This is a genomic window from Microbulbifer mixtoriginis (SeqCode), assembly GCF_052467515.1.
Map to the genome: position 1 here is coordinate 136,227 of NZ_CP174314.1, position 21,818 is coordinate 158,044.

The window sequence follows — 21,818 nt, forward strand, 5'->3', positions numbered from 1 at the left end:
ATTCGGGTGTCTGCACAGGTTATTGGTTGGAAGGTTTAGCGTGTACAGGGTGGGGAAATCTCCTCACCCTGTACGGGATAAATAACAAAAAATAGCGGTTTATTTATTTGCCAGCTCTACCGATTTTGGCAGAGCTTCCATCAGCGACTGGCCTTTTTCCTGCAATGCCATACACAACTGAATACGCTCTTCAGTCTGCGCCAGGCTGCGCTGGTAGCCGGGCGTCAGCTTGCCGTGCTGGGCGAATAGCTGCTGCAATTCATCCAATTGTTTTTTATCGCAGAAGGCATTGGCAAATGCGGGTGTATGGCGGCGGATCTGCGCGGGGATTTTATCCACAACCTGGACAAAATTATTGCGCAGCCAAGCCCAGTGTTGCTCCTGCACCAGCGGCTGCGCCAGGGCGTAGCGAATCATTGCAAAAGACTCCCGCGGACCCATCTGTTCGCTGAGTGCTAACTTTTGGATAGTCTCTATTTGCTTGGGGCTATTACTGCTGCCGATGGCATTGGCACTGGCGTTTTCAAAGCGTGGATCATCCAGCTCGGTGCGCACTTTAATCAGGTGTGTGAGGAAGTCCTCTCCGGCATCCTGGATAGCCACGGTCAGGGCGGCTTCGTACAGGTCGGAGTTCAATGCCTGGGGATCGCGCTCGGTGTTAAAGCCGGTAAAGGCTGTAGCCTTTTCCATTAACTGATTGCGGGTATCCGGGTCTTCTGCCACCAGTGCCATAAAACCGAGTAGGGCGCTGTGTAGCATTTGCTGGTCAGCATCTTCGCTGCTCGCGCTGTTGCTCAATAGTGGCAGATACAGGTTCTGGGCAAAGTTTAGGAAAGCCAAGCGCTCGGCATCGTCGAGATAATTATCGCGGTACTTACGCAGGTAGCGCAGAGGCATGGTAATTACCTGGCGCTTGTCTGCTTTCGCTGACTGGCGCACAACGTCGAGCAAGCGGGGAGCAGGTAGCTTACCGGCTTCGAAGGCAGCGAAGGCACTGTCGATAATTGAAAGTTGCTCCGTAGGGGCGAACTGGGTGAAGCGCTCGGTAAGGGCCTGCCACTGGGGCTCGGGCAGGTTCCAGCGGTAGTAGCCGCTGCCCTGTGCGTTGGGCATTACCCAGCTGGGGCAGCTGCCTGCAGCGAGTTCCAGGGTCTCTTCTTTACCGGTCAGTATCTGACACTGCTGGGTGCCGCTGTCGCTGCTAAAGCAGAAGGGGATACTCCACTGCTGTGCGGTTGTAGCAATAGGGGAGCCAAGGGGTTTGTAGCGGCTCTGGGTGACATGCAGTTTGGCTTGGGCCGGATTGCTGCAGTCCAGGGCCAGCTCCAGTTGCGGTACACCTTTTTGTTCGACAAAACTACGGAAAGTCTCTGTCAGTTCCGGGGTACTGGTTTCCTTCCCGATCACTTTGTAGAAAGAAGGGGAGTCTGCCTCACCACCGTTAAAAGCTTCCAGATAGCGGCCCAAGGCCGGACGGAATTTCTCCGCGCCGAAGTAGTTATCCACCATATTGATAACGCCCAGGCTCTTGGAATAGGTGATGGAGTCGTAGGCGTTGCGGATATTGTTGTTGTCGCTAACAGGCTCGCGAATGGCGCGGGTGCTGGCGAGGGAGTCCAACTGCATAGCGCCGATTGCGTAGGTGGCGGCGTTTAGGTCGTGGCCGCCCTCGGGTTCCATAATACGCAGGGCCAGTGGTTCGCCCCAGGTGGCGAAGCCCTCTTTTAGCCACAGGTCGTCCCACCAGGGGGGAGTCACCTGATTGCCAAACCACATATGCGCGATCTCATGGGCGTGTACCTCTACCAAAGCCAGGCGTGCGCCGGGAGCGGGGTTATCGCCCACCAGAATGCGCTGCTCGCGATAAGTGATGGCTGCAGACAACTCGGTGGCGCCACTGGGCCACTGCGGCGCGGCGATAATATCGAGCTTTTTAAAGGGGTAGGGGCGCTGCAGTTGATTCTCGAAAGTCTCCACCATTTTGGGGGTGATATCGAGGATGTAATTCATATCGCCACCGCGGCCCTGACGCGCAAAACCGCGCAGGGGAATCGGGTCCTTGCGGTACTTACTCGGTGGAATAGCTGCGCGCTCAACCACATCGAAGGGACCTACCGAGAGGGACAGCAGATAAGTGGACATGGGGGGAGTGGTGGCAAAAGTCACTCTCTCCATGCCGCCCGGCACGGTCTCGCGTTTTAATTCCGGCCCATTACTGATAGCGGCGTAGCCCTCGGGCACAGTGAGGCTGATGGAGAAGGGCGCCTTTAGGCCGGGTTCGTCGAAACCGGGCAGATATTTGCGCGCCTGGATGGACTCAGACTTGGCCAGGGCATAGGCATTGCCCTGCTCTTCCACTTTAAACAGGCCGGCTAGATTGCGATCGAAATCTGCGGCGTAATCCAGCTGCAGAGTGAAATTGCCCGCCGGCAGTTGTTCGGAGAATTCAACCGTAGCGACGCCGCTGTCGAGGACCTCGCGGTAGCTGGCTTGCACCTCACGCCCGTCTGCCAGTTGCGCAGTGGCTTTGGTTACCGACAGGTTCTTGCCGTGCAACCAGATATGGTTGCCGGCCTGGTCCAGCTGAATGTCGATAGCGACACGGCCACTGAAAGTATCTTTGCGAGGATCGAGAGTCAGGTCCAGGTGGTAGGCGCTGGGCTTTACTCCTTGGGGAAGCTTGCCCTCAGGCGCTTCTCTGATGTCCAGGGCTGTCATTTGAGCGCTGGATTCCTGGTCGATTTTCTGCGGGGCCTTTTCCGCCGGGTTACACCCGGCGACTGTTACTGATAACAGCGCCGCGCTCAGCAGGGCGAGCGGTATCTTCTTGTTCATAGAGCGATGGGGTACTTGGCCAAAAAAAAGGCCATTGTACCGCTTTGGCGGAAAATTACGTGGGGCTGTGGGCGTTGAGATAGATCCAGGGGGAATGCCATGCCCGGCGATCAAGCGCTGGGCATGGTGATGGCTGTGAAAGTTTACAGGTGTGGGACAGTTAAACTGGAAACCTTGCTGCTGCTATAAGGCACAGTGATGGTGTAGTTGGTATCTTGTGGCTTCTTGTAAATAGGGCCTTGAGTATCAATAGCCATAACTACTCGGTGACCAGCAGGCACATCGTAGCTGGTGGTGAACAGTTCAACCTCCACTTTTTGCTTCTTACCTGGCTGTTCAGTGCGCACAGTAATTGGTGCGTGGGTGATCAGGCGGCCAAGGCCAAAGAAATTGACATCGTAGAGATGTACATTCATTTGAACCTCGCTCTTACTGGGCTCGATCCACATCTCTAGCTTTGGTGCGCCGCGGACTTTCAGGGTCTCAGACTGCCTTGGTGACTTGTATTCGATGGCATAGTAACCGTTGATTGCCATCATAGGAGCGTATACCGGAATGCCGAAACCTTCTAAGGCATCGGAAACCAATGGGATACCGGTACCAGCAAAGGTATCCCAGCCCCCGTGGAATTCATTACTCCAGCTCCAGCCATCATATTTACCGCTCTCCATACTGCCGCTATTGAACATGGTAAAGCGTGGTTGTAGATACCAGGTGGTGCTCTCTTGGGTTACTGGGTAGTCCTCATAGTGCTCCAGCTTGTTGCTGATACGCACGGTCATGTCCACTTTAGGTTCGCGGTTGATTCCGTTGTCTTTGCCCTTCAGGTGGTGATCGAACCAGCGGAAGCTGGTAGACCAAATGTGTCCATCGTTGCCAGAGAGTGTCTCGGTAATGGCGTGGGTACCAGGGTTTAGCATTAGCTTCTTGGGCCCCTCAAGTAGGGAGAAAAAGTCTGTCATGCTGTTGGGCTTGAAAAGATAATCGGCAAAGTTATTCGATACTAGTACTGCAGTGCCATTTTCATTTAGTTGATCGACATAGCTTATTGCCGAGCGTTTGGCGCCGAACTCTATAACTTGCTCCATGTTCTGGCCGCTGCGCAGGTCATCCCAGACTTGCTCAAGTTCAGCTTCTTTATCGAAGGCGGTGGTGACAAGTAAGCTACCCCAGACCAAGTTAACGGTTTCATTGGGGTAAAGCGCTTCAACTACATCGGCCCAGCCGGACAGCGCAGCAACCGCATCAATACGAGAGTCTTGCGCGGCGCTTAGTAGGGAAATACCGCCACCATAAGAAATACCAGCCATTCCCAGTTTGCCCACGGAGTAATTGGATTCGAGCCAATCAATCAGCACACCCACATCGGCAATGCTGTTCTCTCCGGCCACGTCCACCAGTCCACCGGAGTGGCCAAAGCCGCGGGTGGAGTAGCTCAAAACCAGGTATCCATTTTCAGCCAGCTCCTTGGCCTGGAAGTGGTACTGGCGTTTTTCCAAGCCCCAGCTGTTGGTGAAGATCACGGTAGGGTAGCCCTCCGCTGGTGCCGGGGTTTCCGGCACAAACAGGTTGGCATCGAGTACCGTTCCGTCGAAAGAGGTAATATCCAGGTCGGAAATATATTCAGGGGCCGACCAGGCATGCGCTGACATCATAGCGCCGCCAAGCAGCGCCAGTAGTGGTGTAGTTTTCATTTTTTTCTCTCATCAAAGTAAATTATTTTTATTTTTTGACCATGATTAATACATTGGTCAGGAGCGCAATATATAGAACCCGGCCGCGTATTTGTATGCTGTTTGATTAAAAAATGAGACGCTTGTCTCGTAGTTTGTCGCTGCCCCCATTAGGTTTTTATATCGACTTTTTTAAATTCACTTTGTCCAGGTGGTCACATAAAAATCGCCTAAAAAGTTCATTTCTTATTCATATTGATCTTTTTTTGATCAATAAAAACCGGTAATGTGTGCTTCTACGATTTGGCCACGGAGGGCTTCGGCAACAATGACTCGGTGGCCTGAACTATGGTTTCTCGCTCAGCTGTTTTCTTAGTACTTTTTTTCGTTTTCTCACTGTCTGCCAATGCTGCATCCCGCTACCTCGGCGAGGAGATCTGGTATCAGGTAGACAGTAAAAACTTTCGGGTTATTACCGATGGCGACCCCAAAGCGGTAAAAACCCTGGTGGCCGATCTGGAGCGCTATCGCGCCGTGGCCATAGAGCTGTTGGAGGTAGACCCTAGCGTCCCTAAGCTCACAATTTATGCAGCCGGGGACCGCAAAACCTATGCGGGTCTGGTTGGGGCTGAGTTGGCGGAGATGACCAACGGCCTGTTTGATACCTCCGCCGAGGGCAGTTATGCCCTGGTGAACCTGGATGGCCGCAGTGTAAAAAAACAGCTTAAGGCCCGTGAATTTCTCTTTCACGAATATACCCATTTCCTTAGCTATAACGGCAATACCACGCATTTCCCCTACTGGTATAGCGAGGGCTTTGCCGAATTTATGGCGACTATGTCCTTCCCTAAAAAGGGGCGTTATGAACTGGGCGAAATTCCCCAGGAGCGCGCTCAGACTCTGATGTATGCCGGCTTGATGCCGCTCGACCGGCTGCTGCGTGCAACGGTGTACGATACCGACCCCGAGGAGAAAGCCGATATCTATGCCAGCGGTTGGTTGCTGTCCCACTGGTTGATGATGGAGGGCGATAAGGCGGAAGAATTTAAGCAGTTTGTCAAAGACTACAACGATGGTGCAGATCCGGTGAAATCACTGGAGAAAGCCCTGGGAATGTCGGTAAAAGAGCTTGAAAAAGTGTATGTAGCCGCATTTGACTCAGGGGAATATGAGGTGGTCAGTGGGGATATCCCTGCTGATTTTAAAGAGGTGACACCTCGAGTGAAGCGCCTGCAAAAGCGGGAAGCAGTAAATGTACTGGCGAACTTTATTGCCCAGTCTGGTTACAACCTACAAGCCCTCGACGATCTGATTACCTATTCCTACCACACAGGGATCTACAGCACTGAGCTGGCTGCCATTAAGGCGAGTGCGGATCTGCGTATAGGGGATTTTCCGCAGGCCAGTCATTTGCTTGCCAGTGTGCCAAAAAAGGATCGCCGGCAACCCTGGTACCTGAGTGCCCACGCTTGGCTGACGGTGAATCAACAGGCCACGGTGCCCAACGATGCCCGCGATTTACGCAGTCTGAAAAAGGCCCGTGAAGAGTTCGACTACCTGGTGAATAAAGAGCCTCAGAATGCTTCTCACTGGTTTGGTCTGGCCATGGCTATGGAAATGTTGAGCTATCCCCGTGAGGAATATCTATCCAAGCTTGAAGAAGCTTATAAGCGCGCACCGCGGGAGCTCCATATTGCTCAGTGGCTGGCAGAAGAACTCTATCAACAGAAAAATGCGGAATACTTTGCCCGGGTGGCAAAGCCGCTGATGTTCGAACTCCCGGATGAGGAGGAGAACCGACAAATAAAAATGAGATTGGCGGAGCTACAGGGCAAGCCTAAATCCAGCTAATAACAATAAGATGCTCCCAGAATAATAGAGGGGCTGTCACTTGATGTAAGAGACAACCCATAGTCGCCAACGTATATTTGCCCGGCAATTTGGTTTGCCGGGCTTTTTTATTGAGGCTGCGGAAAACTGGTACGATTTGGCTTATTGTTACTGATGTTGGGTTTCTTCCTGATAAAGGGGGAGTACTACTTAACTACTAACATTATAACGATGACGCCTTACCCGGTGCTTTTTAACTATTGAAAGACATCGAACAGAAGTCAGAATTTGTTTTTAAATACCTTTAGACGCCGACGCCTTGCGGCGACAGTAATACTCTACGCCGCACTAATTCGCTAGTTAGTCAAAAAGTGGATGGATAACAATAACAATTTCGCTGAAATAAGGTTGAACTGTGCATAAAAAAATAGTCGCGATAACTTTTCTGATCGTCGCTCTTGTGTGTTCAGTAAGCTGTGAAAAGCGCTCTTCTCAACAAGTAGAATCACAGCAGGTTGAACCCCAACAGGTCGTCGCTGAACCCACTAAAGAACCTGAAATTGTTTTTGCGAACTACCCGGAACTCGGAGACCTACCCGCCTTACAGGAGCGAGGCATCTTGCGCTTACTTGCTCCCAGAGGCCCTGAGGAGGATGCCCTGCCGCGTTCTGGCTTGCCGCAGGGAGAGTGGCGGGAGCTTGCAGAGAAATTTGCCTACAGCCGCAACCTAAGGCCCCAGTGGGTTTATGTGGATAACTTTTCCGGTTTGGTCCCCGCTTTGGCAGAAGGCCGAGGTGATGTGATCGCCACTAATTTTTCCCGCACGGCCAAAAGACGCTCGCAGGTGGCGTTCACACGGCCGCTACAAACGGTGAATGAACTAGTAATTACGCTTCGCGATTTGAATAGCCCGCTACAGGAGGTAGCCGTTCGCCGTGGCAGTGCCTATGCCGAAACCTTGAGTGAAGATACAGATCAGGCCTATAAGGTCACGCTCCTGGATGGTGCGGTGGCAAACAGCGCATTGTTAGATGCTGTTGTCGCAGGTAAGTATCAGGCAACCGTGATGGACAGTAATTTGGCCGATGCGCTTTTGCCCGATTATCCGCAGCTCGCTGCCAGCGATCAGCTGGAATCCAGCAGAGATATTGCCTGGGCAGTTCGTCTCAATGCCATAGAGCTACGACGTGAGCTCAATGAATTCCTGACGGCAGAATTGGTATTGGCCGGGCAAAACTCCAATAAAATGATGCGGGATTGGGAGGGTATTTTAGCGGATGGCACACTGCGAGTACTGACCCGTAATCATCCAGCTTCTTACTTTATTTGGCGTGGGGAATTGATGGGGTTCGACTATGACCTGCTGAAAAAATTTGCTCGTGACCATAAGCTTCGCCTCAGTATGGTCGTGCCCGATGCGGATATGGATTTAGCAGATGCCCTGCAGGCAGGTATGGGCGATATGATCGCCTCGTCACTGACGATTACCGAGATGCGCCGTAAGCAGGGGCTCGTTTTTACACGCCCCTACCTTGAGGTGACTGAACAGCTGATTGCTCCAAGCAAAGATATCTCCCTGCAAGGTGATGTGCCCTTAGAGCAAATGCTGTCGGGAAAGATGGTGGCTGTAAACCCACAAACCAGCTACCGTGAGAGTCTCTCAGAGATGGTGGTATTGCAGCGGGAGCAGGGAATCGCCCCACTTCAGATATCTGAGCAGCTAGGCGCAACAACCGAATATTTAATCGATGCCGTTGCTCAGGGGTTATTTCCCTATACGATTGCAGATTCTCATCTGGTTGCGATCGAGAGCACTTATCGCGATGATTTTAGGGTGGTGGCTGAATTGCCCAGTGTCAGAGAAATAGCCTGGGCTGTGCGTGCTGATCAAAGCCAGCTGCTGGGAAAATTAAATAACTTTTTAAATAAACACAATCGCGATTTGTTTTTTAATGTTACTTACAATAAGTACTTTAAAGAGAAAAAGCGTATTCTTCGCCATCAGGAAAATCGCCTGCGCAGTAGTAGTGATTCACTTTCACCCTACGATCCTATAGTCCATAAATATACGGATAAAACGGATCGTGACTGGCGCATGGTGGTTGCTCAGATGTACCAAGAAAGCCAGTTCAATCCCCGCGCCCGTTCCTTTGCCGGGGCTCAAGGTCTGATGCAGGTGCTCCCGCGTACTGCTCGCCAATTAGGGGTTGATAATCTTTATGAGCCTGAGAATGGCATCCGTGCGGGAGTGTCCTATCTCGATTGGCTGGATCAACGCTTCCCACAGATGCTTTCGCAGGAGCAAAAAATATACTTTACTTTGGCTGCTTATAATGCCGGCCATGGCCATGTACGTGATGCTATAGCCCTTGCCCAGCGCATGGAATTAGATCCCAATCAATGGTTTGGCCATGTAGAACAGGCCATGCTGTTGTTATCCAAGCCTGAATACTATCGCCAGAGTCGCTTTGGCTATGTACGGGGTCGGGAGCCGGTTAAGTATGTGCGGGAGATACGGGATAGATATATAGGCTATCTCGGTGTAGAGCGTAATGGGCCTCCTCGGGGAGGCGAATGGTGATTCTAGCCTTGATGGCCTTATACCATAGCCGCTATTGCCTCAATCTCTAGTTTTAGGTCAGGGTGAATCAGATTAGAAACTTCTACTAGTGAACAGGCTGGCAAGTTTCCGTCATAAAACTGAAATAACGCTTTGCGCAGGTTACTGGTCTGTTCGATGTCCTTTATGAAGATTGTTAACTTAATGAGATCAGACTTGTTCCGCCCCTCGTATTCCAGGATATTATCTATCTGAGAGAGTACCTCTTGGGCTTGATCTAAAAATTCTTTTTTCTGAGAAGTGGTTCCCTGTGCGGTCAAGCCCGAAATGTAGAGCGTATTTTCATGGATAACAGAATGTACATAAGGGCCTTTTTGTGACGGTAGAAAGGGATATTCTCTTTTTTTAAGCATAATTAATCCAAGCTTATACGGAAAATTACAAATCTAGGGGTTATGGTTTCCAGTTCATTTTTATAGTCGACGCTAAGGTCTCTTGTGGACCAACTTTAGCGGCTCCGCCAATAATATAAATGGTATCGTTAATTGTAACAGCACCGTGTCCATGGCGAGCCATAGGGAGAGAGATTTCTTTTCTCCACTGATCACTAATTGGGTTGTATGACCAGATCGAGTTAAATGCAGAGCCTGTTTTCCAGTAACCGTTGGGGCCAAAGGCTTCTCCACCGGTAACTATTATCTTTCCCTTTAATGGTGTGGCAGTTAGCCCGGCAAGTGATTGGGGTAGCGGTCGTATTTTATTCCACTTGTCCAAGCTGGGATCATAGACTTCCGCGTAGGAGAGATTCCTAGCCTTATTATTTCCATTGCTAGCTTGGCGCCCACCAATAGCATAGATTCTATTGTTTAATGCCGCACCTGCTGCGGAATTTCGGCTGATAGTCGCCGGAGCTGCAGTTTCCCAGTTGGCATTGTCTATCAATATATAATGATTTTTCGTATCGCTATTTTTAAGTTGGTCGTTAGGTGTTTTTCCACCGATAACATGGATGCCTTTTGATGTGTTGGCATAGATGCTTTCGGCCATGGGAGCGGGCAAGCGGGGCCCAGAGGTCCAGATATCTTCACTGTTGGACAGCTTATAAACAGTAGCCTTGGCCTGCCAAGCATTGTTTTTTACTCCATTGAAACCTCCAATGCCATAAAGATATTTGGAGTTTGCAGCCATACCTAGATGGTGTATAGCTTCTGGAAGTGGTGGACCATCTCGCCAAGTTTTGGTTTGGGGTGAGAATATATAGGTGCGATCTGTAGGTGCTAGACCATAAAACATGGAATTAGATGATGGAATAAAACCACCTGAAATATAGATTTCTTCAAAGAATACAGAGGGGTATATTTCCTGAACGGCTGTTTTTAAGTCTGGTAGTTTAATGAATCGTAGTTTATGGGAAGATTGCCCTGTTCCAGCTTTCCCCTCCATTCCACCTAGTATAAATGGTGCCGCTCCGATAATTTTTAAAAAATCTCTTCTAAAGTAAGGCATATGTTTGTATCTTCCCTTAAATTAAATGGTAAAGCTTGCTTACAGCCTAAGTTTTTTTGTAAAAAATAGACTGTGTGGATCCTCTCTATAGTTGGAAAATGGCCCGCAGGATTTAAAGCCATTTTGATAGTAAAGTGCTATTGCTGGAGCAAAATTTAACCTGTTACCAGTTTCAAGCTTTACCTCACTGTAACCTCGTCTTCTGGCTTCATTTATTATCTCCTGTAATACAGCTTTAGCGACACCTTTGCGTAGGAAAGATTGGCTGGTTTTCATTGACTTGATTTCTCCCAGAGTAGAGGAGACTTCCTTGAGGGCGCCACAGCCTGCTAGAACGCCATTGATCTTTGCGCTCCAGAAGGTGATTTTGGGATCAACTAACTCTTCTGGTTTGAGGGCGTGCACACTTTCAGGGGGGGAGTGCTGTTGCATTTCTTTTAGGTGCTGCGCCAATAACTCTACGACGGTACCATCTGATAGATCGTCTTTTTGAACCGCTATATACATAGAGATGCCTTTGTTATTTTAAGTATAGATACCATTGATGTTTAATTTATGCAGGGCTAAATTATGTTGGGTAGTAATTGTTTTCATTGTTTTATAGGCATTTATCCATTGGAAGGCGAGTTCAATAAATAAGGGCCCAGAGGCCCTTAAATATTCTTATAGTATTGATTCTTTTATTTTTTTGTGCGCTCTACAGGGCATCTATAAAAATAGAATCCAATGTTATCCTTTATTCTTGATGAGTAAAGCTTGCCCCATTTTGATGCATCGTTCACTGGTGTAGAGATGATTTTTTAATGCTTTAACCAGTGTGGGCTTAAATTGAGGGTTTTCTTCAAGAGTGGTGCTTATTTTTTGAGCGCCCTTATCTGAGCACATTAGGGGAAAAATATTGGTATAGCTACTGATTAGCTCTGAGGAATCCTCATTATTAATTTGCTCCAGTGCGTAAAGGATTTTTTCGCTGTTATTATTAAATAGGGAGATTTGTTCATCTTTAAATAGAGAATAAGAGGCCTTGCGCAGTTCACTCAACTTGAAGTTATCCCTGTGCTGAATTAAGTTTTCTAACCATTTTTGTTTGATTTCTGGTAAAGGTCTTACCGCTTCGGCAGCAATGGCATTCAGTTTTGATCTGTCTGAGCTATCTTTGCTTAGTTCACGGGCAATAGCTTGTTCATAATCAGAATATAAATAGCGATTTTGCAGGTGAATTAAATCCCAGCGCATATCCGGATCTAAGATCAGTCCTTTAACTGAGAGTTCACCCATCAGTAATAGTTTGGCATTGTTGAGCGCACTGTTCGAATGAGCTATTTCGGTAAATAGCTCAAACCAAGTCTTTTGTTGATCGCTGCCTGCAGGTGCCTGCTGTAGCCGCTCCCACACAAAATCCTCCATAGTTTTTAGAATTTTACTACGGCGCTGTTGATCAATAGGAACTTGGTTTAGATAACTATGGACATAATTTAAATAGCGCGCATTGAGTCGAATAGCACTGATATCTTGTTCGACGACACCATTATTAATAACAAAACTGATGTATTCATCAAGGGGGAGCTTTGCATCATAGGCGCTGTCGAATAGGCTTTGCCACAGCATAAGACGGGTGAAAGGATTTTCAATGGCATGGAGGTATTGAGCCATATTTTTCAGTGTGATTGAGTCAAGAGTTACCTTGGCAAAAGCCCAATCTTCCTCGTTAGGATAGAGAATTTGAGGGCAGGATAACCCTTTAGCACTCTCTACTTTGGTTAATGCGTCGCTGTACCTTACCGACAGGGTGGCATAGCGTTTCATAATCCCCTCATCCATACGATAGAAACCGAGCTGAGTGCGTTGTTCGCGTAGCGTCGGGTAATCATCTGGAGCTGTCTGTGTCAGACTAAGGTCGGTAATCCGATCATTTTCACATTCGAAACTTGCTTCAATAGTGTTAAGACCGGCTTGATAAAGCCATTGTTGTTGCCATTCCTCCAGATTGATGCTGGCGGCCTTGCCCAGATGATTAATAAAATCATCAAGTGTAGAATTTTTGTAAGAAAACTCTTTCAGGTAACTGCTAACGCCTTGACGAAATTTTTCTTTACCGAGGAAATAGGGTAATTGTTTGAGTATAGAGCCCCCTTTACCGTAGGTAATACCATCAAAATTGCTAAAAGCTTCTTCGGTATTTTTTACTGGTAGCTGGATGGCATGAGTAGTGGGCCTTTGATCGGAGTAATAAGCCCACTGTTTAGTACCAAGATAAAAATTTTCCCAGGCATTGGAAAATTCACTGTTCTCTGCTAAAGATAGGTTGGCCATATAAGTGGCAAAACTTTCATTTAGCCAAAGATCGTCCCACCAGTTCATGGTCACTAGATTGCCAAACCACTGATGTGCCAATTCGTGCGCAATAACATTGGCCAAGCGCATACGCTGGGCCTGGGTTTTTTCTCCACGAGATACGTAGGCATCATTAAAAGTGACTGCTCCCACATTTTCCATGGCACCCGCATTGAAGTCGGGTACCAGGATCTGATCATACTTATTAAAGGGGTAATCTATTCCAAAATAGGGTTGGAAAAATGCAAAGGACTGCTTAGTGAAGGTAAACCAGTCTTCGGTTTTAACATATTGTGCCAGGCTCTGACGGGCCATCAGGCGTAGAGGGATACCTTTGGCGTTATCCTCCCAAATATGGTAGGGCCCAGCGTGTAATGAGAATATGTAGGATGAGAACTTTGGAGTTTGTGGAAAAAACCAATGCTTTATTTCACCCTCGTGCTCTACTCTATGTTCCCGCTCCGCACTGATTACTATCCACTCTTTTGGCGCTGTGACATCTAGTGTATATCGAGCTTTAAGGTTCGGTTGGTCAAAATGTGGGAAAAGGCGATTGGCGTCATAGGGTTGAAAATCAGTGTATAAATAGACTCTACCATCTATAGCGTCTTTAAATCGGTATAGACCCGACCCATTATTTGAATAAGGATGTCGATAATTTATTGTAATTGTATGCTTCTTATTGGGCAGCTGTGTATTATCAATACGAATAAAATGTCCATTGTAACTGAAAGGAGTCTTTTGGTTATCCACCTGTACAGTTTCAACAGTACCTCCAGAGAAATCGACAGTTAGAGGCTGTTGTAAGGGTTTGTTGAATTCAATTTCAGTTACAACTGTGCCGGAAAAACTTTCTCCGTTGCGATCAAGATGAATACTCAGTTGGTAATCTACCTCTGCAATTTGCTGTTTTCTCAGCTTTGCATATTTCTCAGATAGCCCCGCGATCTCCGCTCTTGTTACAGGTTTTGTTGTAGAAGTTTGTGCGGCTTCTGTACTACCTGGCTTTTGCTCACAGGCAGCGAACATGATACTGCACAAGAGAGTGGTAATAAGTCTTAATCTTTTAATCTTGGTTTGATTGATCATGGTGGTCTCACCGATCGGTTAGTTGTTATTGCTATGATTCTATATTGGTCCGCAATTTATGCACCGAGAATCTTACTATTGGTGCTATACAATAAATAGATGAAATGGCCCAAATAAAAAGCGGTTAAAGTGGGTTAGTCTTCAAAATTATATCCCATGTAGATTCGGGATTATTTTATTAGCAGGGCTTGAGCGTTAAGGGGTTGTTCTTATGGGGTGAATTGCTGTTTAGCAAGGGGGGAAGCCGCTAACAGAATAAAAACGCTATTGACCGTTAGCAACTTCAAGAACAGACTCAGCGAGGGCGTTTACCAGTCCATCAATCTCTTCACGGCGTGTAATAAATGGCATGCCCAATTGAATGGTGTCTCCGCTATAGCGAACATAAAAGCCTTTCTCCCACATCTTTAAGGCAATGCGGAATGGGTGTAATAAGGGCTCCCCTGGGGCTCTCTCAATCGTTAGCGCGGCGGCTAGGCCACAGTTGCGGATATCGTAAACCAGAGGCAAGTTGCTCAGCTGATGTATATATTCTTCCAGAAGATAGGCAAGCTCTGCTGAGTGCTTGAAAAGGTTATCTCTCTCTAGAAGATCCAAGGTCGCAAGTGCTGCTGCACAGGCTACTGGGTGCGCTGAATAAGTGTATCCATGGGGCAGCTCCAACTGGTAGTCGGCTCCTCCTTGCTGCATAAACGTCTCATAGATCGTTTGCTGCACCACCGTGGCTCCCATGGGGATGACTCCGTTGGTGAGTTGCTTGGCGATGTTGATAATATCTGGAACTATGCCAAAAAGCTCTGCACCTGTAGCAGTGCCCAGTCTGCCAAATGCGGTGATTACTTCGTCGAAAATCAGTAGGATTTGGTGTTGCTCGCAAATATCCCTAAGTCGCTGTAGGTAGCCTTCTGGTGGGGGTAAAATACCGGCAGAGCCAGCCATTGGCTCAACGATGACAGCGGCAATATTGCTAGCATCGTGTAGCTCAATAATTTCTAATAGTGATTCGGCAAGGTGTGCCCCATTTTCAGGCTGTCCGCGACTAAAGCGATTTTCCGGCAGTAGTGTATGGGGAAGGTGAGCGGTGGAGAGCGCCGGACCATAGATGGCTCGGTTGGCTCCGATGCCGCCGACACTAACTCCACCAAAATTCACTCCGTGATATCCCTTACTTCGACCAATCAGTTTGGTCTTGCTGGCCAGTCCTCTTTTGCGCCAATAGGCACGGGCAATCTTCAGCGAGGTCTCCACTGCTTCAGAGCCGGAATTGGTGAAAAATACCCGATTGAGGCCCTCCGGCATTAAGCGAGTGATTCGTTCCGCCAACTTGAAGGAGCCGGGGTGGCCAAACTGAAAGGAGGGGGCGAAGTCTAGAGTCTCCAACTGCTGGTTAATGGCTTTGGCGATTTCTTTTCGATTATGACCCGCGCCACAGGTCCACAGGCCTGAAAGGCCATCGAATATCTGGCGACCATCAGCACTGGTGAAATAGCACCCATCAGCGGCTGTAATCATTCGTGGGTCTCGTTTGAACTGCCGGTTACCGGTGTAGGGCATCCAGTGTGCATCGAGTTGTGTTTGGCTGAGCCCTGCAAGTTTGTCGTTCATTTTTATTTTCCGACAATTGGGACAGTTATCTTAGACAATCTTTAAATAGTTCGTTGTTACCATTTGAAGCCCTAAAGCAACATTATGAATTTATTTAAGGCCCTCTTAATTCTGGACCAACTTTTCTATTTAATAAATTGCCTAAAACTAACTTTAGTTGCATAAGTGGGGGCTTTTGAGAAAGGTTTGAAGTATGGGGCTTGATTGTAGCTTGTCGGTTCTAGCGTAGTTTTTAGACCGGAAGAGGTGGAGCGAGAGGAGTCGTAAGGGTACTGACAACTCAACGATAAAGAAGGGGAAGTGCCGGGGACTTGAGTCCCCGGTAACAAAGAAGATCAGACTGCGGTAGCAATCCGGTCAACGTAAGGGGCGAGTTCAGGCTTGTTCTCCAGGATTTCTTCCCGGGTGAGGCCGTCGATCTCATGAGGGAATACCAGCCACTCTTCAGTCTTGTGGATAAAGTAATCCGGCTCGCGCTTCGCTTTGTTGTTTTTCGGCTTGTAGTAAGGCGTTGCGATACGAATCTCTGGCGTGTTCTTTTTACAGGCTGCGCGCAGGTCTTCAATTGTTTGTTCAATACTCAGGCCGGAATCGTGCACATCGTCAACGATCAGCAGGGAGTCGTGGGACTCAAGGCGCTTAATCAGGTAGTTCAGACCATGCACTCGGACTTTCTTGTCGCGCTCGCCGATACCGAGGTAGGAGGAAGTTCGGATTGCGATATGGTCCGCATCCACACCCATCACATGAAGCAATTCTTGTACCGCGATACCTACCGGAGCGCCGCCACGCCATACACCAACGATGTAATTAGGGCGGAAGCCGCTCTGATAGATTTGTTCGGCAAGCGCGTAGGAATCAATCAGCAGTTGCTGTGCGCTGATAAAATGCTTTTTCATCTGTGTACCCCTCAGAAAAAGGCGAACTTGGCAATAAAGAGAGCCGCTAACACGTAGACACTGATGCTGACGTCTTTACTGCGCCCGCTCAGTGTTTTGATGACTGCGTAGGCAATAAAGCCCAGAGCAATACCGTGAGCGATAGAGAATGATAACGGCATCATTACTGCCGCAATCACCGCCGGAGCGGCTTCGGTGATGTCATCCCAGTCGATGGAAGACAGACCGGAGGTCATCAGGACGCCGACATACAGCAGAGCTCCGGCGGTCGCATAAGCGGGAATCATCCCGATCAGCGGGGAAAAGAAGGTTGCCAGCAAGAACAGACCAGCGCAGACCACTGCAGTCAGACCGGTGCGTCCGCCTGCGGTAATGCCCGCGGTGCTCTCAACGTAACAAGTAGTAGTGGACGAACCCAGAACAGAACCGACTACAGAAGCGGAGCTGTCTGCCATCAGGGCTTTGCCCATGCCCGGCAACTTACCGTTTTCATCGAGAAGCTTGGCGCGGTCGGAGACACTCAGCAGAGTGCCGGCAGTATCGAACAGGTCTACGAACAGGAAGGCGAAGATTACACTGATCATACCCACTTCAAATGCCCCGGCGATATCCAGTTCGAGGTAGGTGGGCGCCAGGCTCGGTGGTGCGGAGACCAGGCCGGTGAACTCTACTTTACCAATAGCCAGTGCAATAACGGTAACTGCGAGAATGCCAATCATTACCGAGCCGAGCATACGGCGGTAGGACAAAGCCACAATAATAAAGAAGCCCAGAGCAGCCAGCATAGCTTCAACAGACTTAAGGTCCCCCAGAGTCACCAGGGTGGCGGGGCTGGCAACCACGATCCCTGAGCTCTTCAGGGCGATAATCGCCAGGAACAGTCCAATACCGGCTGCCAGGGACTGCCTCAGGGAGGTGGGAATACTGTCGATTATCCATTCCCGCAACTTAAAGATACTAAGCAGTAGGAACACTACCCCTGATATAAACACTGCACCCAGGGCAACCTGCCAGCTATAGCCCATTTCGCCCACCACTACATAGGCGAAGAAGGCGTTGAGGCCCATTCCCGGCGCCAGTGCGATGGGGTAGTTGGCGTACAGCCCCATAATTAGACAGCCGATCGCAGCAGCAAGACAGGTTGCCATAAACACGGCGCCCTTATCCATACCAGCCGCCGCCAGGATGTTGGGGTTTACAAAAATGATGTAAGCCATGGTCAGGAAAGTGGTTACACCGGCAATCACTTCCCGGCGAACATTTGTCTGACGCTCAGACAGCTTGAACAGCTTTTCCAATAAAGAGGCGTCGCCGCCCGCCTGGGGAATACCAGACCCTGGGGTCGCTGATGTTTGGATATCAGAGGGTTTCATATCAGAAGTGGTACTTTACTAGCAGGTTAACATTGCGCTCGTTGGAGTCGGTATTAAAGGTTCCATCTTTGAACCCAAATTTGTCATTCCAATGCACGTATTCAATACCGGCATACAGGGCTTTCGGCTCACCCCAGTTGGCGCCCACGTCCCATTTGAGCTGGGAAGTGAAATTCATACTTGGGTGTGTATTTTCTGCGGCGCTGGTCCAATCGATAAAACCGTCGTATACGAAGCTGGAGTCTCCCAGGGTAAATGGCATGGCCCAAACCAGGGTCAGCTGCTCGTTGCTGGCCTTGTCATCGTTATCGCGGCGGTAGGCGTTTACTTGGACAAAGGAAAAACCCGGAACTGCAAGGTCGAAACCGAGACCTGTCAGAACGTTGGTGAAATGCGGGCCTGTGGCTGTGAGGTGATCGGGGTCATCCATATTGCCCAGCTCTACAGTGGTTGCCACTAATACGTCGGTTACCGGCCCCCAAGCCAGTTCACGATCGCTGAGCTTCCCCAGGCTCAGACGCGGAGAAATTTCTGAATAGAGCTCCTTTGAACCATCTTCTGAATGCAGATAGTCGGCAAAGATAAACAGGTCTCCCCAGCTGTGGCCACTGGCGTGTTCAAAGGTCACTACAGAGCGCTCTGAATCATCGGTGGTCAGGCTGTAGTTCATTTCATAGTCGCGGCCATACAACAGGCTGAGGCTGTTATCGCTCCAAGTCATTTCTGCTTGGGCAGCTACAGACAACAGGCCGGAGGCCAGTAGTAGCAGGGGCTTGGTTGGTTTCATTGTATTACCTCTGTTACAGCGACAGGCGGAAACCGCACTGGCGGCCGACACTTGGGTCGGCAGTTGGTTAAAAAATAGTCGCGGAATATACCCGAGTTTACTGAGTGTTTTCCAGTATTTTTTTTCAGCAATAGCCTCTAGGTGAGTAGCCTTAAAGCAATGAAGTACTAATAAATTTTTAAAAATAAAAACTAAATACCTTTTAGCGGTTGGGTAAGCCTACAACCGGGAAAAAGGCCTATTGAAGGGCTGACCTGATTTTTGGTTACGTTGAACCGATACTTTTTAATAAGGAAAGGTTGTGGACCAATACCTGCTGCCTGCAAATAGGGCGCCAGGCGGTACAGGGAGCACTAATAAGGTGCAAGAGTTTGTAAGGCAAAGCGTTGTGGAAAGACTTGGAGGGAACTGTATTAAGCGGAGCTGAGTACACCTTGTGCATGGGTCACCCTACTAGCATGCACCATTGAGGTGCATCCTGAAGATTCTATGTATGGCTTTCTTTTAATAGTGGGCCCTGATGTAGGAGTGACTTGTGAGTAACTTCGTTATTAATCAGAGTCAGTTCTTCCCAGCAACACATGTGTTAAAGTACTGCACTCAATTAGGAGGATATTTCAAGGCTTGCCGGTTAGTAGTGACCTGATTACGCCTTCTGTTGTTTTTTTGAGCACTTGGTGGGAGAGACTCACGAACCGCCCTATAAATAGGTGCAATATGTGTCTCTCGGGGCTCTGGCAGCTGCCTTGTTATCCGGATGTCATCTGGGAAGCCCTTGATCGGCCCTGGTGGCGTAAATAATAAATTGGGGTCGCTATACCCCGTATGTACCAATTGGTTGCTTGAGAAATCTATCCCCAGGGTGTTGGCTTGTGATTATATGTCAATCAGCGGGATGAAGAAGAGCGGCCGGGAGTGGGAGGTTTTATGAAATCCAATTGCTTGCACCTTGCAATCCCCGCAGGGGACCTTGAGGTAGCCAAGAAATTTTACTGTGGCGTTTTTGGCTGTAAAACTGGAAACAGCGAAGAAGGGCGCTGGGTAGATATCGATTTCTGGGGCAATGAACTTACTTTGCATCAGAGTGAAGAGAAGCTGCCGAACGTACGCCATAAGGTTGATATGGGAGCGGTAGCTGTTCCCCATTTCGGTATTCACCTGCCGGATGATGAATTCCAAGCCCTGAAAGCTCGTATCGAAGCTGCTGGCCTGGAGTACTTGGATAAGCCATATCGTCGCTTCGTTGGCAGTGAGTACGAACAGGAAACCTTCTTTATCGAAGATCCGAACGGTAATGTGCTGGAAATGAAAACTATGGTGAACCCAGAGCTGATGTTTAAATAGCGCCATGGACCACAGTTAGCACATATTGAGTTAGCCCGAGATACCATATGTATTGTCTTTTGTATTGTATCTTGGGTTAATTTAAATTTTTGCCCCCTCTTATTCCTCCTCTTTCTTTTCTTTATTGTTTCGTTTTTTTGAAAACCAACTTATAGGTGAACTACTGCCTGCAGTGTTGATGGTTGCGAGGTTATTTTATTTAAGCCTCTTGGCTGGAGCAGACGAGTGAATTTTCTAATTGCAGCTTAAAGAATTTATGAAACTACTGGCTTGAGCTTGGATATCTTTTTTTTCCTTCGTTGTCAATTTATCTAAGAGGCTGAACATCATAGACATTCTCGGGTTTTTCTTAAAATAGTTGCGCTTTTCTAAGAGAAAATTCCAATAAAGACTATTGAAGGGACATGCATCTTCACCAACTCTCTTCTTTACATCGTATCGGCAGTTATCACAATAGTTGCTCATTTTATTGATATACGAGCCACTGCTTATATAAGGCTTTGTTGCGACCAGTCCGCCATCGGCATATTGACTCATACCGCGAGTGTTCGGTAACTCTACCCACTGAATAGCATCGATATATATCCCTAAATACCATGCATCTACCTGGTCTGGGTCGGTTTGTGTTAAAAGAGCAAAGTTACCAGTTATCATTAAACGCTGAATGTGGTGGGCATAGGCGTGCTCAAGACTGTTTTTGATAGCGCTTTTAAGGCAGTACATATCCGTTTGCGCTGTCCAATAGAAATTGGGCAGCGAATTATGATTTTGTAGTTTGTTGATCTTCGTATAGTTTGGCATCTCTTGCCAATAAATGCCGCGCATATACTCCCGCCAGCCAAGAATTTGCCGGACAAACCCTTCTATTTGATTCACATGAATTTCCTTCTTGTTGGAATTCCAATGATCAATAGTGCGATTGATAACTTCACTGGGGGATAGTAATTTGCAGTTAAGAGAAAAACTCAGGCGGCTATGAAAAAGGTAGGCCTCGTTGGGGTCCATCGCATCCTGGTAATCGCCGAAGTGTGGTAAAAGATATTTACAAAAATGGTTAAGGACTTTGAGGCTATCTTCTCTACTTGTTGGCCAGGTAAAATGCTTGGCGTTAATAGAACCAATGGTTTTTATTTTTGCGGCTTGGATACGTTTAAGTGTTTTTTTCACATTCTTTCGAAATAGGTATTGTCGGGGAATTTGAGGATCTTCACTCCATTTTTTTCGATTCCCTTTATCAAAATTCCACTGGTTTCCTTCAGGATTCCCATTTGTATCGACAAGTATATTGTTTTCCCTGCGCATATGGCGATAGAAGCTTTCCATTAAGAGAGTTTTCTTTCCCTTAAAGAAATCCTTTAAGTAGTTTCTGGTGGTTAGAAAATGTTCTGTGTCATAGGCTTTATACTCTATCTGCAACTCTTGAACTATTGTATTTAGTTGCTCTTCAAGGCGATACTCATCAGGTAGTTGATATTCAAATTTCTGAATATCTAGCTGAGCAACTATTTGTCGAATATTTTCTTTAAGATTTTGTCGATTTTCTTTGTGATCAATCTGATAGTAAATGACTTGATGACCATGTGATTTCAGCCACTCGGCAAACGTTTGCATGGATTCAAAAAAGGCAACCACTTTTTGAATATGATGAATGGCGTAATCTGTCTCCTGTCGTATCTCGGCAATATGGTAGAAAATATCTGGACTGCTTGATTTATACCAAGAGTGCTTATGGTTGAGCTGGTCGCCGAGTATTAATCGTAGCGTTTTCAAAAGGAAAGCCTTTTTGGAATACAGTTTTTTTCAAAAGGTTATATTTGGTTAAGAGTAAAGCTACTTGTATGCTTTTCAGGTCTCATAACTTCTAAAGTTTAGTAGTTCATCGCAGATTGGAGTTACGCTTTTACGCCAAAGTCATTGATTTTATGATTATGGTATACTGTATGTGTTCACTGTTTATGATTGTTATAGTTGCTTTATTTTGCC

Annotated in this window: 14 protein-coding genes; 3 read left to right on the forward strand and 11 right to left on the reverse strand. The window is 47.9% G+C overall.

Annotated elements, in window-relative coordinates; translation table 11 throughout:
• Positions 1-99 precede the first annotated feature (99 nt).
• Positions 100-2,835: a M1 family aminopeptidase gene (locus ACJJIT_RS00630; RefSeq protein ID WP_444899622.1), complete on the reverse strand. Its 2,736-nt coding sequence runs from the start codon at positions 2,833-2,835 to the stop codon at positions 100-102.
• Positions 2,836-2,978: 143 nt separating this feature from the next.
• Positions 2,979-4,529 carry a CocE/NonD family hydrolase gene (locus ACJJIT_RS00635; protein WP_252083618.1) on the reverse strand — a complete coding sequence of 517 codons (1,551 nt, stop codon included), beginning with the start codon at positions 4,527-4,529 and terminating at the stop codon, positions 2,979-2,981.
• A gap of 327 nt (positions 4,530-4,856) precedes the next feature.
• Here ACJJIT_RS00635 and ACJJIT_RS00640 point away from each other — a divergent pair, with 327 nt between their 5' ends.
• Positions 4,857-6,359, forward strand: coding sequence for a hypothetical protein (locus ACJJIT_RS00640; protein ID WP_444883016.1), 1,503 nt, complete (start codon positions 4,857-4,859; stop codon positions 6,357-6,359).
• Between the two features lie 394 nt (positions 6,360-6,753).
• The gene (locus ACJJIT_RS00645) at positions 6,754-8,919 is read left to right on the forward strand and encodes a transporter substrate-binding domain-containing protein (protein WP_444899623.1); all 2,166 of its coding nucleotides are present in this window, start codon (positions 6,754-6,756) and stop codon (positions 8,917-8,919) included.
• A gap of 17 nt (positions 8,920-8,936) precedes the next feature.
• Here the strand turns inward: ACJJIT_RS00645 and ACJJIT_RS00650 are convergent, their stop codons facing one another.
• From ACJJIT_RS00650 to ACJJIT_RS00685, 8 genes are all read right to left on the reverse strand, one after another.
• Positions 8,937-9,311, reverse strand: coding sequence for a RidA family protein (locus tag ACJJIT_RS00650; protein WP_444887416.1), 375 nt, complete (start codon positions 9,309-9,311; stop codon positions 8,937-8,939).
• A gap of 40 nt (positions 9,312-9,351) precedes the next feature.
• Positions 9,352-10,404, reverse strand: a complete 1,053-nt coding sequence (locus ACJJIT_RS00655; protein WP_444899624.1) for a Kelch repeat-containing protein — start codon at positions 10,402-10,404, stop codon at positions 9,352-9,354.
• A gap of 39 nt (positions 10,405-10,443) precedes the next feature.
• The gene (locus ACJJIT_RS00660; protein ID WP_252083613.1) at positions 10,444-10,911 is read right to left on the reverse strand and encodes a GNAT family N-acetyltransferase; all 468 of its coding nucleotides are present in this window, start codon (positions 10,909-10,911) and stop codon (positions 10,444-10,446) included.
• Between the two features lie 222 nt (positions 10,912-11,133).
• Entirely contained in the window at positions 11,134-13,827 is a 2,694-nt protein-coding gene (gene pepN / locus ACJJIT_RS00665) for an aminopeptidase N (RefSeq protein ID WP_444887414.1), read from the reverse strand.
• 264 nt (positions 13,828-14,091) lie between these two features.
• A complete protein-coding gene (locus ACJJIT_RS00670; protein WP_444887413.1) occupies positions 14,092-15,432 on the reverse strand; it encodes an aspartate aminotransferase family protein in 1,341 nt (446 codons plus the stop codon).
• A 335-nt stretch (positions 15,433-15,767) separates the two neighbouring features.
• The gene (locus ACJJIT_RS00675) at positions 15,768-16,331 is read right to left on the reverse strand and encodes a phosphoribosyltransferase (protein ID WP_252083610.1); all 564 of its coding nucleotides are present in this window, start codon (positions 16,329-16,331) and stop codon (positions 15,768-15,770) included.
• An 11-nt stretch (positions 16,332-16,342) separates the two neighbouring features.
• Positions 16,343-17,704: an NCS2 family permease gene (locus ACJJIT_RS00680; RefSeq protein WP_252083609.1), complete on the reverse strand. Its 1,362-nt coding sequence runs from the start codon at positions 17,702-17,704 to the stop codon at positions 16,343-16,345.
• 1 nt (position 17,705) lies between these two features.
• On the reverse strand, positions 17,706-18,491 hold the full coding sequence (locus tag ACJJIT_RS00685; RefSeq protein ID WP_444887412.1) for an outer membrane protein OmpK: 786 nt from the start codon (positions 18,489-18,491) through the stop codon (positions 17,706-17,708).
• Positions 18,492-19,418: 927 nt separating this feature from the next.
• Here ACJJIT_RS00685 and ACJJIT_RS00690 point away from each other — a divergent pair.
• Positions 19,419-19,835, forward strand: coding sequence for a VOC family protein (locus ACJJIT_RS00690; protein ID WP_226642070.1), 417 nt, complete (start codon positions 19,419-19,421; stop codon positions 19,833-19,835).
• 234 nt (positions 19,836-20,069) lie between these two features.
• Here the strand turns inward: ACJJIT_RS00690 and ACJJIT_RS00695 are convergent, their stop codons facing one another.
• A complete protein-coding gene (locus ACJJIT_RS00695; protein ID WP_444899625.1) occupies positions 20,070-21,605 on the reverse strand; it encodes a cryptochrome/photolyase family protein in 1,536 nt (511 codons plus the stop codon).
• Between the last annotated feature and the right edge of the window lie 213 nt (positions 21,606-21,818).